The organism is Bartonella sp. OC16QHHD (assembly GCF_042194035.1).
In the GTDB taxonomy this organism is placed as follows: Bacteria; Pseudomonadota; Alphaproteobacteria; order Rhizobiales; family Rhizobiaceae; genus Bartonella.
Map to the genome: position 1 here is coordinate 126,943 of NZ_JBHIMJ010000014.1, position 17,214 is coordinate 144,156.

10 protein-coding genes are annotated in these 17,214 nt (G+C 37.4%); 9 read left to right on the plus strand and 1 reads right to left on the minus strand.

Translation table 11 applies throughout. The features are described 5' to 3' along the window. Positions 1-65 precede the first annotated feature (65 nt). Positions 66-1,598 carry a YifB family Mg chelatase-like AAA ATPase gene (locus tag ACFIK1_RS02330; RefSeq protein WP_375661987.1) on the plus strand — a complete coding sequence of 511 codons (1,533 nt, stop codon included), beginning with the start codon at positions 66-68 and terminating at the stop codon, positions 1,596-1,598. 11 nt (positions 1,599-1,609) lie between these two features. On the opposite strand, the gene ACFIK1_RS02335 is transcribed toward ACFIK1_RS02330, so the two are convergent. Then, positions 1,610-2,515: a transporter substrate-binding domain-containing protein gene (locus ACFIK1_RS02335; RefSeq protein WP_375661988.1), complete on the minus strand. Its 906-nt coding sequence runs from the start codon at positions 2,513-2,515 to the stop codon at positions 1,610-1,612. 1,257 nt (positions 2,516-3,772) lie between these two features. Here ACFIK1_RS02335 and gyrB point away from each other — a divergent pair. From gyrB to ACFIK1_RS02375, 8 genes are all read left to right on the plus strand, one after another. After that, positions 3,773-6,205: a DNA topoisomerase (ATP-hydrolyzing) subunit B gene (gyrB, locus tag ACFIK1_RS02340; protein WP_375617480.1), complete on the plus strand. Its 2,433-nt coding sequence runs from the start codon at positions 3,773-3,775 to the stop codon at positions 6,203-6,205. A gap of 118 nt (positions 6,206-6,323) precedes the next feature. Next, entirely contained in the window at positions 6,324-7,106 is a 783-nt protein-coding gene (gene ubiE / locus ACFIK1_RS02345) for a bifunctional demethylmenaquinone methyltransferase/2-methoxy-6-polyprenyl-1,4-benzoquinol methylase UbiE (RefSeq protein ID WP_375654775.1), read from the plus strand. A 2-nt stretch (positions 7,107-7,108) separates the two neighbouring features. Beyond that, positions 7,109-8,695: a 2-polyprenylphenol 6-hydroxylase gene (gene ubiB / locus ACFIK1_RS02350; RefSeq protein WP_375661989.1), complete on the plus strand. Its 1,587-nt coding sequence runs from the start codon at positions 7,109-7,111 to the stop codon at positions 8,693-8,695. A 68-nt stretch (positions 8,696-8,763) separates the two neighbouring features. Next, positions 8,764-10,185, plus strand: a complete 1,422-nt coding sequence (gene coaBC, locus ACFIK1_RS02355) for a bifunctional phosphopantothenoylcysteine decarboxylase/phosphopantothenate--cysteine ligase CoaBC (protein ID WP_375661990.1) — start codon at positions 8,764-8,766, stop codon at positions 10,183-10,185. Positions 10,186-12,076: 1,891 nt separating this feature from the next. Next, complete coding sequence (locus ACFIK1_RS02360; RefSeq protein WP_375661991.1) at positions 12,077-12,796, plus strand: sulfate transporter family protein; 720 nt, start codon at positions 12,077-12,079, stop codon at positions 12,794-12,796. Between the two features lie 980 nt (positions 12,797-13,776). Then, on the plus strand, positions 13,777-14,697 hold the full coding sequence (accD, locus tag ACFIK1_RS02365; RefSeq protein ID WP_375617476.1) for an acetyl-CoA carboxylase, carboxyltransferase subunit beta: 921 nt from the start codon (positions 13,777-13,779) through the stop codon (positions 14,695-14,697). A gap of 4 nt (positions 14,698-14,701) precedes the next feature. Then, the gene (locus ACFIK1_RS02370; RefSeq protein ID WP_375661992.1) at positions 14,702-16,021 is read left to right on the plus strand and encodes a bifunctional folylpolyglutamate synthase/dihydrofolate synthase; all 1,320 of its coding nucleotides are present in this window, start codon (positions 14,702-14,704) and stop codon (positions 16,019-16,021) included. Between the two features lie 42 nt (positions 16,022-16,063). After that, positions 16,064-17,062, plus strand: a complete 999-nt coding sequence (locus tag ACFIK1_RS02375; protein WP_375661993.1) for a complex I NDUFA9 subunit family protein — start codon at positions 16,064-16,066, stop codon at positions 17,060-17,062. The last annotated feature ends 152 nt before the right edge of the window (positions 17,063-17,214 follow it).

Below are 17,214 nucleotides of genomic sequence, written 5' to 3' on the forward strand. Positions count from 1 at the left end.
TGCTTCTTGATTTTTATAAATAGATATGATTGTCTCTACCAAGTCTAAAGGGGGAAAATAAATAAATGATCGCACGTATTACAACTGTTGCTTTTCGCGGTCTAGAAGCAGTACCTGTCGATGTACAGGTTATGATTTCGTCTGGTAAAATAGGAATGGCTATTGTTGGATTAGCTGATAAGGCAGTTGCAGAAAGCCGTGAACGTGTACAAGCAGCCCTCCACGCTTGTGGACTTTCTATGCCTACTAAACGAATTACGATTAATCTTGCACCAGCTGATTTGCCTAAAGAGGGATCGCATTACGATTTGCCAATCGCTGTAGGCTTAATGCTTGCTATGGGAATCCTCCCTCCCGAAGTAGCTCAAGACTATATCATTTTAGGAGAATTATCACTGGATGGTTCACTTACCGCTGTTAATGGTGTTTTACCAGCTGCCATGACAGCTTTATCACTCGATAAAGGACTGATTTGTCCCTTCCAATGTGGACCTGAAGCAGCATGGGCAAATGCAGAAATAAATATTCTTGCCCCAGAGACTCTGCTCACTATAGTCAACCATTTCAAAGGAACCCAAATTCAAAAACGTCCACAACCGCGCCAATATACTATCGAAACTGGACTTCCAGATCTTTGCGAAATCAAAGGACAAAAAACAGCCAAACGTGCCTTAGAAGTTTGTGCTGCTGGACGCCATAACCTTTTGTTTGTAGGTCCCCCTGGTGCTGGAAAATCTATGCTAGCGCAACGCTTACCTTCCATTTTGCCACCTCTTGATAGCCGTGAGCTTTTAGATGTCTCTCTGATTGCTTCTATTACAGGAGAAACGGTTCATAATACCATTTCACTTCATTGCCCCTTTCGTTCCCCACATCATTCTGCTTCCATGGCCGCAATGATTGGTGGAGGGCTTAAAGGACGACCAGGAGAGATCTCCCTTGCTCATAATGGTGTGTTATTCCTTGATGAATTGCCTGAATTTTCTCCACAGGTTCTTGATTCTCTTCGTCAACCTTTAGAAAGTGGGGTGTCAGTTATCGCCCGCGCTAATCACCATATTAGCTATCCTGCTCGCTTCCAACTTATTGCCGCAATGAATCCTTGCCGTTGTGGTATGGCAGGCGAAAAAGACCATGTTTGCCCTAAAGGGATACGCTGTCAAATCGATTATCAGTCCCGTATTTCTGGTCCTCTGCTTGACCGAATTGATTTACGGATTGATGTCCCTGCTTTGACGGCTATAGACCTTATGCAACCAGAACAATCAGAAAAAAGCTGCGACGTTGCCAAACGCGTCGCACGGTGCCGTACCATTCAAGCTAAACGTTTTTCAACAATGGGGTTTGATCATATTCGTACCAATGGCGATTGCCCTGCCAAAATTATAGAACAGATTGCCATTCCTGATAAAAGTGCGACCATACTCTTACGAGATGTGAGTGAAAAAATGCACCTCTCTGCACGCGCTTATCATCGCATTCTCAAAGTTGCACGCACAATTGCTGATCTTGACGAATCAGATACTCTTTCACGCTATCATCTCGCAGAAGCTATTTCCTATCGACTAGGCGCAGAAAGGTTAACAGCCCTTAATTAAAAAACTACTCATCAATAAAAACTTATTGGAAAATAACGCAAATAAAGTTCTGTAAGTTTACCATCCTCTTCTAGAGATTTCAGCGCATAATTGAGTATATCAACCAATTTTTCATTCTTTTTTGCAATAGCAAGCTGCATTCCTTGCCCCAATAACTGTGGCGCCATATATGCCCCCCCAACAAAATGGCAGCAATCAACAGATTTTTGTTTTTTGAACCATAATGATAAAGCAAATCCATCATCAAAAATAAGGTCAATTTTACGCTCTTGTAATGCTTTATAGAGCTCTTCTCTCTTTTTAAACCCTTGCCATTTGGCTTTAGGAAAATAATGTTGAAAGAGTTTTTCGTGAACACTTTTAGACAAAACACCACTGGTTAAATGTATCAATTGATCGCTTATTGGCTCATCGAGATTTAAACGTCGAGAAGCAACAAATCGCGCTGGAAAGCGCAAATATGACTTTGTAAAAACAAGATCTTGCTGGGTTTTACTTGCTTCTTTTAAACCCGCAATAATGACTTCTGCACCACCATTTTTAACATGTTCTACAAGCTCTTTCCAAGGAATCACTTCTATTTCACAAAGCTTCTCTAATTTTAATTTTGAGCAAATAGCGCGCAATAAATCGATATTATAACCTGCAAGATACCCCGATTGATCAATAAAATTAAAAGGAGGAAAATCAAAACTTGTTACAAAACGCAAACGAAAGATATCCGTTGTATCAGGTTGTACCAAATGTTCATGCGAATCAAAAAAAGAAGGCAGCCTTTCAGCTTCTGCGTAAGAGGAAAATAGAACCCCCCCTGCTACAAATAAAATACGAATAAAAATATTGTATGGATTATTGAATAAAAAGTACTGTAAACGCAATTGAAGATGTTTCACATATATAGATTTTTTTATTTTCAAAATCTCTCCCCCATTTTTCAAAACTAAGATGCAACACTTCTTAACTATTATCTAACGCACTTCACCAAAATATCTGGCGTTTAATAAATAAAATTCTTGCTATTTTTGAAACCATTGAAAATGATTAGATTTCTGATGTTAATTTTCCAAAATGAATATATAAAAAGTAATTTTAGAGAAAAGCGATTTAATTTTTTAATATAAGAAATAAGCTGTATATACTTTAGTGGTACACTTTATTTTATCAAAATATCCCGCGTACCTTAAAATATTAAGACCACTTCCTTGCGTATCACAACCTGGGAAGTATATAGATACTATTGAAGAAAAGAGTAAAAACACCCCTCAAATGCCGAGGGTTTTCTCAACATTAAGGTTGCACCAACATTTAAGAGCTGAAAAATAAAATGATGATTCTGATTTGCACTTTATTGTCACGATGGGAAAGATGGGGGACATAAATCTTGTAGTATTCACAGGGTATTTTGCGTTATACTATTCAAACATCGTTGTAAAATGAGTTTGGGAACATTGAGAGATGCTCCTTAAAAAAGCGCGTGAATAAACAGTACAATGGCGTTTTGTTTTGAATGAGCGATGCAACCTCACGAGAATGCAAGAAACAAAAGCGTAAGATAATGCGTCATTACCCTCATTATTCAAAAACATCACCGTAAGACGTTTTTTTAAATTGTAAAGTTGAATATAAAGATGATCGTGGAAACATGTTTTTACATTTACGCATTTATATTTTCCTCAAATGAAGCTTTTTTCACATTTTAAAGATGACACAAACCAATATACATAATATTTTCGCCTCAATCTAACATACAAAAGTTTGAACTGCTTAGAGAGCTCGCAACCTTTGTTTTAAATATATGGTAGAATTAGGATTGAAAAATTGATTTATGGATAAAACAAGTGAGACCTTTATTAGTGTAACACAAAAATGCATAACTAATTCTGAAACATTACGTATATGCAAAAATAAACAAAGTAAATAGCATCGTTTATGAAACAGCTTTTTGTATAAGTCATAAGTGTTTATTCGCCTTATATCACCGCCCTAGTGTTTTACAGCATAACAGTACACTATCATTTTATCATTCTCTCCATTATATATCGACAGATATTGAATCTAGATCTGATATACGGTAAATATTTAATGTGGTTATTCCATAGATAACTGATCAGAACATTGAGCTTTAAAAAAAGCGGATAAAATATTGTAAATTGAACACAGGAATGGACTAACTTATGAGTGATGAAATAACCTCACCAGCACAAAGCAATAACTATGATGCCGCTTCTATCAAAGTTCTCAAAGGTCTTGATGCTGTACGCAAACGTCCTGGTATGTATATTGGTGATACTGATGATGGATCGGGGTTACATCATATGGTCTATGAAGTTGTAGACAATGCTATCGATGAAGCTTTAGCCGGTCATGCAACTCTTGTAAACGTCACACTCCATGCTGATGGTTCTTGTTCTGTTCGTGATAATGGACGTGGAATTCCGACAGATATCCATCCAACAGAAGGTATTTCTGCAGCTGAAGTTATTATGACACAGCTTCATGCCGGCGGAAAGTTTGATCAAAACTCTTATAAAGTTTCAGGCGGATTACACGGTGTTGGCGTCTCTGTTGTGAATGCATTATCCGTTTGGCTTAAATTGCAAATCAAACGCAATGGTAAAATTCATGAAATATCATTTACCCATGGGGTAGCTGATGCTCCATTAAAAGTTGTTGGCGATTGTGATCAAGAAAGTGGAACAGAAATTAGATTTTTACCAAGCTCTGAAACCTTTACTATGGTTGAGTTTGATTTTGAAATTTTGGAGCGCCGCTTACGGGAATTAGCCTTTCTAAATTCTGGGGTTTATATTCTTCTTGTTGACGAGCGTCATGCTGATATTAAATCCGTTGAATTGCATTATGAAGGTGGATTAATAGAGTTTGTGAAATATATTGATCAATCAAAAAAAGCTCTGCTTGATACTCCTATTTATATTGCAAGTGAAAAGGATGGTATGAGCGTTGATGTTGCCCTATGGTGGAATGATTCCTATCATGAGAAGGTCTTGTGTTTTACCAATAATATCCCTCAGCGTGACGGTGGAACTCATTTGATAGGTTTCAGAAGTGCCCTTACACGCCAAATTAATGGCTATGCTGAATCTTCAGGTATTGCTAAAAAAGAAAAAGTGAACTTAACCGGTGATGACTGCCGTGAAGGATTAACAGCTATTCTTTCTGTCAAAGTTCCTGATCCAAAATTTTCTTCACAAACAAAGGATAAGTTAGTCTCTTCTGAAGTGCGCCCTATTGTTGAAAGTTTGGTCAATGAAGGTCTTTCAATATGGCTGGAAGAACATCCTCATGAAGCAAAACTTCTCATTAGTAAAGTGGTAGAAGCTGCAACAGCACGTGAAGCAGCACGCAAAGCACGTGAACTCACAAGACGAAAAGGGGCGCTTGATATCACTTCTCTACCAGGAAAGCTTGCCGATTGCCAAGAACGAGATCCCGCAAAATCAGAAATCTTTATTGTCGAGGGGGATTCGGCTGGCGGTTCAGCAAAAAGTGGGCGCTCACGTCAAAATCAAGCAATTTTACCCCTTCGTGGTAAAATCCTCAATGTTGAACGAGCACGTTTCGACCGCATGCTCTCATCTGATATGATTGGAACACTTATTACAGCTCTTGGAACGTCTATCGGGAAGGATGAATTTTCACCGGATAAATTACGTTATCATAAGATTATTATCATGACGGATGCGGACGTTGATGGAGCCCATATTCGTACTCTGCTGCTCACTTTCTTTTTTAGACAAATGCCCGAGTTGATTGAACGTGGACATCTTTATATTGCTCAGCCTCCTCTTTATAAAGTGTCGCGTGGAAAATCTTCCCAATATATTAAAAATGAAGCAGCGTTTGAAGAATTCTTGATCGATACTGGATTAGAAGAAACAACGCTTGAGCTTTCAACGGGAGAAGTTCGTGCAGGGGCTGATTTGTATCAACTCGCTAAAGATGCTCGTATATTACGTCAACTTTTAAATGGTCTTCATACCCGTTATGACCGTAATATTGTTGAACAAGCAGCAATTGCTGGCGCTTTTAATCTTGAAGTCTTTGCAACACAAGAAAAAGCGCAAAAAATAGCAGATACTACAGCACACCGCCTTAATCTGATTGCTGATGATATGGAACAAGGTTGGAGTGGACAATATACAGCAGATGGAAGTTTATGTTTTGAGCGTATTTTGCGTGGTGTTAAAGATGTTGTTACGCTTGATGTGGGACTTATAAATTCAACTGACGCACGCCAAATTGATCGCATTTCCCAAAATTTTATCGACATATATCATCCTCCTGTTCTTTTACGTCGCAAAGATAAAACAGAGCGTATTTTTGGTCCTATGAGCCTTTTAGAGAGCATTTTTACAAACGGTAAAAAAGGTGTTACTCTTCAACGTTATAAAGGTCTTGGGGAAATGAATGCTGAACAACTTTGGGAAACAACGCTTGATCCCAATGCACGTTCTCTTTTACAAGTAAAAATTAATGATGCAACCGATGCAGATTCACTCTTTTCTCGTCTCATGGGTGATGAAGTTGAACCTAGACGTATTTTTATTCAAGACAATGCCTTAAGCGTTGCCAATCTTGATATCTAAAGGTACTCTTCTGTTTTTGGCTGTGTAAACGTCGTAGTTTTATACGTTGTTTTTTCGTAGTTGAACATTCCCTCTCTATTTCATTTACGATAAAAGAAAAATAAGGAAGATCATATACATGGCAATTGAAACAGAACGTGTAGGAACCAAGGGTGGCATGGAGCACTCTTTTGGTTTTACAAGAGTAGATGAAACACAAAAACAATTCATGGTGGATGATGTGTTTCATTCTGTTGCTGAAAATTATGACAAGATGAATGATATCTTATCCTTAGGGCTACACCGTGTGTGGAAAAATTCCATGATTGCTTGGCTTTCCCCACCAGCACTTTCTCATTGGAAAGTTCTTGATGTCGCTGGCGGTACAGGTGATATTGCTTTTCGTATTCTTAATGCTTCACGCCAAAAAGCCCATGCTACAGTGCTTGATATTAATGGCTCAATGCTCAGCGTTGGCAAAAAACGCGCACAAAAAAATGGTCTTGCCCCTCTGATTGATTTTGTTGAAGCCAATGCAGAAAATCTACCTTTTGAAGATCAAAGCTTTGACGCTTACACGATTGCTTTTGGAATTCGCAATGTTCCTCATATTGATCAAGCTCTTAGAGAAGCTTTTCGTGTTTTAAAGCCCGGTGGACGTTTCTTATGTTTAGAATTTTCAAATGTCGAGATGCCTTGGCTCGATAAAATTTATGATCTTTGGTCTTTCCATGCTATCCCTAAGCTGGGTCAATTTATCGCAAATGATGGCGATGCTTATCGTTATTTGGTTGAATCTATCCGCAAATTTCCTAAGCAAGATGATTTTTCCCATATGATCAAGCATGCGGGGTTTTCGCGGGTATCGTACCGCAATCTCACCGGTGCGATTGCAGCGCTGCATTCAGGTTGGAAAATTTAAAAATGGTGCAAATTTCCCCTTACTTTCAATTGATGCGTGCAGGATGGGTTTTAACACGTGAAGGTGTTTTAAGTGCTCTTCCTCATGATGATCTTCAAGGATTTCCAGCGCTATGTCATCGTATAGCGAGTGCATTAGCACGACGCAAAACAAAAAAGAAACAGCGATCTGAAAATATTTCATATGCCATTAATAAGCTTGGACCCTCTTACATAAAACTTGGTCAATTTCTTGCAACAAGGCCTGATATTGTCGGCCGTGATATTGCGGAAGATTTGTCACAACTACAAGATCGCGTCCAAACATTTTCTTGCACCGCTGCTATTGCTCAAATTGAAAGTTCTCTTGGTCGCTCTATTGATGATTTATTCGTAAATTTTTATCCCCCCATTGCCGCCGCTTCTATTGCTCAAGTTCATCCAGCTGAATACAGTGATGAAACTGGCCATAAGAAAAAATGTGCTGTAAAAGTTATTCGTCCCAATATCAGAGCACGTTTTTCTAAAGATCTTAGAGGATTCTATCTCATTGCTCATTTGCAAGAGCGCTATATCCCTGCCTCTCGAAGGCTTCGTCCTGTTTGTGTGGTGGATACTTTAGCACAAATAACACGACTTGAAATGGATTTACGCTTAGAAGCAGCAGCTATATCTGAAATGGCTGAAAATATTCAACATGATACAGGCTTTCGGGTTCCACGTATTGACTGGGAACGGACAGGACGTAATGTTCTTACAATGGAATGGATTGATGGTATAAGAATATCCGAAACTTCCAAACTCAAAGAAGCAGGATTTGATTTGAAGGCGCTTGCTATTACGCTTATTCAATCTTTTCTTCGTCATACACTGCGTGATGGTTTTTTTCACGCCGATATGCATCCTGGTAATTTATTTGTAGATGAAAAAGGATGTATTGTCGCTGTTGATCTAGGTATTACAGGACGGCTTGGAAAAAAAGAAAAGCATTTCCTTGCTGAAATTCTTTACGGCTTTATTACCCGCGATTACCATCGAGTTGCACGTGCCCATTTTGAGGCAGGCTATGTTCCTTCACACCATAATATTGAAAGCTTTGCGCAAGCCAACCGCGCTATTGGCGAACCAATTCACGGACAATCAGCACAAAGCATTTCCATGGCTAAATTGCTCACTTTATTGTTTGAAGTCACTGAATTATTTGACATGCAAACGCGACCTGAACTTTTATTGCTGCAAAAAACGATGGTTGTCGTGGAAGGTGTTGCCCGCACATTAGACCCCACTTTTAATATGTGGAAAGCTTCTGAACCCATTGTCAAAGAATGGATTAGTAAAAATTTAGGACCCGTAGGCGTTGCAAAAGACTTTAGTGAAGGAGCACAAGCTCTCCTTTCGCTGGCACGCAAAACACCACAATTGGTTCAAAATTTCCAACAAATAGAAGAAGATTTTAATCAAATGAGAAAAACAGGTTTTAATCTTTCTCCTGCTACCCTCAAACAACTTGCTGTAGAACAAAGTCACAGAAACCGTTATGGTCGTTATAGTCTTTTCATCATTGCACTTTGTTGCGCTTGTCTTACTTTTTACTTTTTTCATCTTTTCTAATCTCCTTAATATGCTAAAAATATCAACAATGAAATCATTGCAATCATTTTATTTCTTGGAGGTATTTTATGGCCAGTATTACCATTCGTAACCTGTCTCCTGAAACCAAAGAAGCTTTGCGCATACGCGCCGCGCAAAATGGTATTTCTATGGAAGAAGAAGTCCGGCGCCTTTTAAGCAATCCCTCTCTTCTCACCACACAACCCCTTCATGCTAGCGCTGTTGAAATGCAATCATTGAAATCAAAATCTCTCCTTCTTATTATTGGTGGAAGTATTGCATCCTATAAAGCACTTGATTTGATTCGCCGTTTACAAGAACGTGGAGCACATTTAAAAGTTGTGATGACAAAAGCAGCGCAAAAATTTATTACGCCTTTAGTCGCTGAAGCTTTAAGCGGTGGTACTGTATATACTGATTTATTTTCACACGAAGAAGAACACGATATCGGACATATCCGATTAGCACGTGATGCTGACCTGATTATTTTAGCTCCTGCTACAGCCAACCGTATTGCAAAAATAGCCAATGGCATAGGAGATGATCTGGCTAATTGCATTCTTTTAGCGGCACGCTGTCCACTCTTGATTGCACCCGCTATGAATCCGTCCATGTGGACGCATCCAGCCACTATTCGCAATGTTGCACAATTGCGCGCAGATGGCGTTCATATCATCGGACCAGAAATCGGAAATATGGCTGAACGTGACGAGATGGGATATGGACGCATGAGCGAACCTTTAACTATTGTCGCTACCATAGAGAATCTTTTGAATGTGCATGAAAAACCTCTCTCTGACCGCCATTTCATCGTTACCTCTGGCCCTACCCATGAACCAATTGATCCAGTGCGTTATATTGCTAATCGGTCTTCAGGTAAACAAGGTCATGCCATCGCAACCGCTCTTGCACATTTGGGTGCAAAAGTAACACTTATTTGTGGACCTGTTAATCTCGCAGACCCACAAGAAGTAAAAACCATTCATGTTGAAACAGCACAACAGATGTTACAAGCCGTTCAAACCGCATTGCCTGCTGATGGTGCTATCTTTGTTGCCGCTGTTTGTGACTGGCGCAGTCAAACGCAGTCTTTACACAAAATTAAAAAGAATGCTCATAAAATACCACCATCCCTTCATATGGTTGAAAATCCTGACATTTTAGCAACGATTGGACACGCTCCAAACCGCCCCTCATTGGTCATTGGTTTTGCTGCTGAAACATGTGATATCATTGCCAATGCACAAAAAAAATGTGTTGAAAAAGGAGCTGATTTCATTCTTGCTAATGATATTTCTCTTCAACTAGATGGTACAAGTGTCATGGGCGCTGATACAAATCAAGTTTATCTCGTAAGTAGAAAAAAAGTTGAACAATGGCCCCATATGAGTAAACAACACGTAGCGCAAAAATTAGCAAACGTGATTGTATCATTTTTTGCCCCCAAAACACCTACTCCTCATGAGGAAAATATACCCCTTTGCAAATAAGAACTCTTCAAACGCGTTGATATTAAAACACCTTATAAAATAGAACTGACAATAGGTGTCTATCCATCTCAATTAGTATATAATATTTCTGGTTTATAATGATAATATCGCATTGTTCATATTAAATTAGAATCCCAAATATCATAAGATTCTCTCATTCCCAATCTCTCTCATGTTGAATCAATAAAAATCATTTTCTTGCACGTTGTAAACAAGGATAACTGTATGAATACAAAACGTTTCAGAAAGAACTAAAAGCGCTTATAATGGACCGTCTCAAGAACCAAGGGCTTGTCTCGGACAAACACTGAGGATGATGGTGCCAGCGTGCTCTTTTTATTAAGCGTAAAGTTAGTGATGCCCTATAAGTTTTATATTATTCACGAGAGCTTTACCCATATACCATTCACAAACGCTGTTGCGAAATGGGTGTGATGAGCGTTGGGAAATGTTTTTTTTAAAAAATCCTATCTCACCCTAGCCTTCATAAAAGTAGGATCTATTGCACCACTGTCTCGCCAGCTTATAAAAAAAACAAGCTATCATTCACTTTGGCTACCATCAATTTTGACAAAGCTCTTGTAATGGATAAAATTTATAAAAAGCATTTTCTTTCTTCAATGTTTTTATCCACATATCGGTCATATTTATGATATGCAAATAAATGATTTTGATTGTTTCATGATGAGAGCAGCTAATGAGAAAATATGAAAACTTTATTTTGAGCTCTTATTCGCTATGAAAAATAATGTATAAATCAATGATATTATAATATCTCAATGCAATTTGAAGCATATCTCACACTGACGCTTATAAAGAGTGTAGACAAAATTCACTGCACCACTGTCTATAAGTTTATGAAACTGAAGCCTTTATTATTTTTCTCAGTGATCGGTCTTTAAAATTAAATGTGTGTGTCCTCTCTCCAGAATACCAAGACCACAAAAACTAGAATTTTATCCATGATATCCTCACATTGTGATGTTTCATGAGTAGCATTTTTATTCCTTTATTGAAAGCTTTGTATCCATACATTGGTCTCGCCTATAATGTGTACGTAAATAATTTTTTGATGTTGAATAGAGTCTTTGAAATTAAAGAATATTTCTATATTTGGGATTCTTATTCAAGTTGAAAATGATCAATTCTCTTCGATAAATTAGTGGTGTTATTATCTAAAAATTATTTGATACAGTGCACCACTTGTATGAAAAGTGCTTCAATGAATGCTTACTTCATTGCACTTATAGCTTTTAAAATTCAAAATCTCATCATTTTTAAGCATCCGTGGTTTCTCCCTTTCTTTGCTTCTTCTCAAAAAACTGCTCTTCTATGGGATCGGACGATCAATCGCCTAAGCTTATTTTTTCCACTTCTATCATATTAATCATTCTGTTGCCCAAAATTAGAATATCTACGGAGCTACTACGTTACCCCTATTCCATTGAACTCAATATTTTTTTGAAAGCGAGAGGCAAAAGCATGCCGCCAAATAGTAGAAAAGTACAGAATTTTAGGAATTGTGCAAAACAATTAAACACTTAGATAAACGAAGTTAGATAACTCTACTGAATAAATAGAAGTAAACAACTTTTCTCCCAAATAGTTCTTATTCCTTAATTTTTTACATATATCATATAAACGCAATAATCTACACTATGTACAAAAATACTAAAAATTTCTTCTACAACAGCTACTTTTTAAATTCTTCTTTGTTTTTAAAAATCAAAATTTCTATTTATTCAAACTTTATTTTTAACAAAGAAACCTTAACCGTTTTTTATAATGTTCTTGAAAAAAAATCTTGTAATTCAAAGAAAGAAAAAATTACACTGTACATACTTTAAATATATTTCTTGTTTTTTTGCTTCTTTCCTTAGTTTGTTAATCTATGATTTTTACTGCTGCTTATCGTGCTTTACAACGTCTTCTGACCTCGCAATATCGTATTATGATACTGAAAGCATTGGGGGTTACTTTTTTCATTCTCACCATTTTATGGTTATGTGTGCACCAACTTTTTGTGTCTTACTTTTGGCCCTGGATTGCTCAATTTCTTCCTGGATTCCCTAGTTGGGCGGGATGGATTGGTTTTAGCATGCTTATCATTTTTAATCTTGGTTTGGCTCTTTTGTTGGCTTTTTTGATTGCACCGATCTCAGCTATGATTGGTGGTTTTTTCATTGACTCTGCTGCTGAAATCATTGAAAAAGAGGATTACCCAAACGAGCCTATTGGACAAGCTTTGCCGTCTCAGCGTTCTCTTATCATTTCCTTTAAATTTGTTATTTTAAGCCTTCTTGGTAATGGAATTGCTTTTATTTTATTCTTCATACCAGGTATTAATTTAATTGCTTTTTATGTTATTAATGGTTATTTGCTCGGTCATGAATATTTCTTGTTTGCTGCTTATCGTTTTCGAACAGAGCAAGATGCACGTGCTTTTTTACATACTCATTACACAACGGTTTTTGGTGCAGGATTATTGATAGCGCTTTTTGTTTCGATTCCAATTCTTAACTTAGCAACACCGCTTTTTGCAGCCGCCTTTATGACATATTTACACAAAATGCTTTCCCAAAAGACCATGGCACGCATTACACAAAAATAATATTCCTTGACTTTAAGGTTAATAAAACTTGCTAGCCAAAGAAAGCATAATATAAAATTTTATGCTTTATCTTTTATTAAAGCAATATATTGATTTATAATGATAACTTATCGTTTCACAACATGAGTGAAAAACCTAAATATCATGAGGGTTTCTCATTTTAATCCTATTCATATTGGATCAATTGAAATCGTTTGTTAATATGTCACAAACGGAGATGGTGTGCGGATAAAAGTACTTTCAAAAAGGCGTGAAATATCTTTTATGAATCCTCTCAATGCAAACATTATCGTCAAATTAAAACTGGAAAAGAGTATGATGGTATCGATTTGTACCTTCTATTTCAGTAAAAATGAAGAGCATAATGTATTTTATACCATTCATGGAGAGTGTATACTCTTCATAAGAGAGTTTTGGAAATTATTGAAAGATATCTGTGTAAAATAAACACGTAAATGAGTAATATAATAGCATTTTTGAGGGTATTCTATTTTAATTGTGAAAAGCGCGCGCTTTAAAGAAACCTTTTGAAAAAAATCTTGCTCTGATGTTAGCGTTTCGCTAATATGGTGTTATCGTGTACATTATCTTAAATGGATTATTTTAGCCTTATTAACGCCTTATATTATAAGGTTTCTTTTCTTCAAAGCCGTTGATACAAATGATTAATTGGATATTCATTTTTATTAAAAAATAAGGGGTTTGTTAACCATCGCAAGGAGTGAATTTTAATACCAAAATAAAAAATAAAAACATGTAAGTTCTTAAGCTTACGACAAATTTGTTATAGGGTATACTCTTCATAGATATGATTGTTATGATATTGGAAAATTAAAAATTAAAAAAACAAGCTATACGTACACTGATAAAAGTATTAAATAGACTCCTTTGTTCCACTGGTAAAGCAAATGTGACTGCTTAGGTTCATATTCTTTCAAATCATGCAAAAGATGTGTAATATTTAAAGGAAGGTTATAAAGATGAACTGGATTACAAATTATGTTCGTCCTAAAATTAACTCTATATTGGGGCGCCGTGAAATTCCAGAAAATCTATGGATTAAAGATCCTACCAATGGTGAAATGATCTTCCATAAAGATCTGGAAGCTAATCAATTTGTAGCTCCCAATTCTGGCCATCATATGCGTATCAGCGCTAAAAATCGTCTCATGCATTTCTTTGATGATGGTGTTTATACAGCTCTTGAAAATCCAAAAGTTGTAACAGATCCTTTAAAATTTCGTGACGAAAAACGCTATATTGACCGGTTAAAAGATTATCGTTCTAAACTTGGTGTTGATGATAATATTTTAAGTGCACGTGGTACGATTGAAGGCTTACCAATCATTGCAACCGTTCAAGATTTCGCCTTTATGGGTGGATCACTCGGTATGGCTTCAGGAGAAGCTATTATTAAAGCTTTTGATACTGCCATTGCCGAAAGGCGCCCGTTAGTTCTTTTTTCTGCTTCTGGTGGCGCACGCATGCAAGAAGGAACACTCTCGTTGATGCAAATGCCTCGTACAACCGTAGCGATTGAAATGTTGAAAGAAGCAAAACTTCCCTATATTGTTGTGCTGACTAATCCAACCACCGGTGGTGTTACTGCTTCTTACGCCATGCTTGGTGATATTCACATTGCTGAACCTGGCGCTATGATTGGTTTTGCTGGTCCACGTGTGATTCAACAAACTATACGCGAAACCCTACCAGAAGGTTTTCAAAGTAGTGAATATCTGCTCGAACATGGTATGATTGATATGGTTGTCTCACGTTTAGAAATGAAAACAACAATTGCGCGTCTTTTACGTTTGATGATGAAACGCCCTGCTGTTTTTAACCCTTCCGATCCATCCCCAACAGACTCTCAAACATCGCTTTCTACAACAAAAGCAGCTTAAATTTATGCAACAAAACCAGATACAAAGGGTGGTGGATGATTTACTAAAAAAATATCCGAAAAAATTTGATCTTTCTTTAGAGCGTATTATTCACCTTTTAGAGCGTCTTGGTAATCCACATTTAAAACTTGCCCCTATTATTCACATCGCTGGAACAAATGGCAAAGGATCTGCCTCAGCGATTTGCCGTGCTCTTTTAGAAAGTGCAGGATACTGCGTTCATGTCTATAGCTCACCTCATCTCGTCAACTGGAATGAACGCTGCCGGTTAGGTCAAAAAGGAGGTGGTCAACTTGTTACAGAAAACCAATTGGCTGAGACAATCCGTGAAATTATAAAAGTAAATCGTCAAGAGCCGATTACTATTTTTGAAATTTTTACAGCCGCTGCCTTTATGCTGTTTAGTACACATCCAGCTGATGTTGTCATTTTAGAAGTTGGGTTGGGAGGGCGTTTTGATGCTACCAATGTCATTAACAAACCAGCTGTATCGCTTATTATGCCCATTGATTATGATCATGAGAACTTTCTTGGAAACACAATTGCTCAAATCGCTTTTCAAAAGGGGGGAATTATCAAACCAAATGTTCCAGTAGTCATCGGGAAGCAAAATTATGAAGAAACTCTTGCTACTTTAATACCCCTTGCCGATAAAAATAAAGCACCTTATTCTCTATTTGATCAAGATTATCAAAGTTATAAAGAACATGGACGTATGGTTTTTCAAAACAATCAAGGTCTCATGGATCTTTCACTTCCTAACCTTATTGGAGACCACCAAGTTGCCAATGCTGGCGCATCTCTTGAAGCAGTTTGTCAAGCAGGTTTTCAACTTTCAGAACAAACCATAAATGACGCTTTGAAAAATATCTATTGGCCCGCACGGATGCAACATCTTATCCAAGGACATTTGGTTGATCAACTGTCTCCTAATATTGATTTATGGTTAGACGGTGGTCACAATCCTGCTGCTGGAAAAGTTATTGCGGCAGAACTTACACAATGGAGAAAAAAAACAGATCGTCCCATTATTATGATTGCTGGCATGCTCAATACCAAAGATGCTGTCGGTTATTTTCGTTCCTTAGCGAACCTTGTCGATAAAATATATACGATACCGCTGATTAACAATAATGCCAGTATCTCTCCAATAAAATTAGCTGAATCAGCGCAAAAAGCAGGAATCTTTGCTACTCCACAAGCACATCTACAAGATGCTTTGCATAAGATTAGAGCCGAATATAAAGAGGCAATTGTCCTTATTAGTGGTTCCCTTTATCTTGCGGGCGATATTTTACGTGACAATAAAACACCTCCATGCTAGAAATTGATTATTTTAAAGCTTTGAAAGATAGACTTTTTAATCATGCAACTTGATTGTGCACTTTATCAACATCCTAAACTTATTACTGTTTTTGGCGGATCTGGTTTTGTAGGACGACATGTCGTTGAAACTTTGACTAAGCGGGGATATCGCGTTCGTATCGCTGTTCGTTATCCACAAAAAGCTTATTACATGCTCCAAATAGGAGAAGTAGGACAAACCCAAATGCTTAAAACGGATATCAAGCATCGTGCTTCTGTTGCACGCGCGTTACTTGGAGCTGATGCGGCAGTGTTTTTACCTGGTAGCTTAAAACAAGCAAATCAATCGAATTTTAAAAACACACAAATTGATGGTGCTTACAATGTTGCTGAATTAACAGCACAAGCTGCTATTCCACTCATCTATATGTCAGCACTTGTGGCTAACGAGAATGCTTCATGTCTTTATGCACGTGTTAAGTTTATGGGTGAACAAATCGTTCATAACAAGCATCCTCAAGCAATTATTATCCGTCCATCCGTTATCTTTGGACCAGAGGATTGTTTCTTTAACACCTTAGCAGATTTGTCACGTTTTTTACCAATTATGCCTCTTTTTGGGGGTGGGCAAAGCAAATTGCAACCCGTGTATGTTGGTGACGTTGCTGAGTTTATCGCGCGCGCTTTAGATGGACAGGTTGCTTGGGGGAAAAATTATGATCTTGGTGGTCCCCAGATTATCACCTTTCAAAATACTCTTGAAAATATACTCAAAATTATTCACCGTAAAAAAACAATCCTATCCATGCCCCTTTCTGCTGGTCTATTGATTGGAGGAATTTTGGGAACTATCGGTAAATTGCCTTTTGTACCAACACTCGTAACAGCCAATCAGATACGTTTTTTGCAAATGGATAACATTGTTTCTAAAGAGGCTATAGAGAATGGATATACTCTAGACGGTGTGGGAATTACCCCCAGAGCAATGGCTGCATTCTTGCCAAGTTATCTTTGGCGATTTCGTCCACATGGTCAATTTTCGCAAAACTTATTCGTCTAGAATAAATTTTTCCAAAACTGAGTTAATTATTTGATTTATAATTTATAGCTCGTTGTTAGCGATTCTGAAATCAGAATGCTCAATAGAGTAATGTTTTTGCGTTTTAAATGCTCTATTCAGTATCACAAAAAATGTTTAATCGTATACCTATA

Coding starts and splice junctions, on each gene's coding strand:
- ACFIK1_RS02330 (WP_375661987.1), top strand. CDS start 66: ATGATCGCACGTATTACAACTGTTGCTTTTCGCGGTCTAGAAGCAGTA.
- gyrB (WP_375617480.1), top strand. CDS start 3,773: ATGAGTGATGAAATAACCTCACCAGCACAAAGCAATAACTATGATGCC.
- ubiE (WP_375654775.1), top strand. CDS start 6,324: ATGGCAATTGAAACAGAACGTGTAGGAACCAAGGGTGGCATGGAGCAC.
- ubiB (WP_375661989.1), top strand. CDS start 7,109: ATGGTGCAAATTTCCCCTTACTTTCAATTGATGCGTGCAGGATGGGTT.
- coaBC (WP_375661990.1), top strand. CDS start 8,764: ATGGCCAGTATTACCATTCGTAACCTGTCTCCTGAAACCAAAGAAGCT.
- ACFIK1_RS02360 (WP_375661991.1), top strand. CDS start 12,077: ATGATTTTTACTGCTGCTTATCGTGCTTTACAACGTCTTCTGACCTCG.
- accD (WP_375617476.1), top strand. CDS start 13,777: ATGAACTGGATTACAAATTATGTTCGTCCTAAAATTAACTCTATATTG.
- ACFIK1_RS02370 (WP_375661992.1), top strand. CDS start 14,702: ATGCAACAAAACCAGATACAAAGGGTGGTGGATGATTTACTAAAAAAA.
- ACFIK1_RS02375 (WP_375661993.1), top strand. CDS start 16,064: ATGCAACTTGATTGTGCACTTTATCAACATCCTAAACTTATTACTGTT.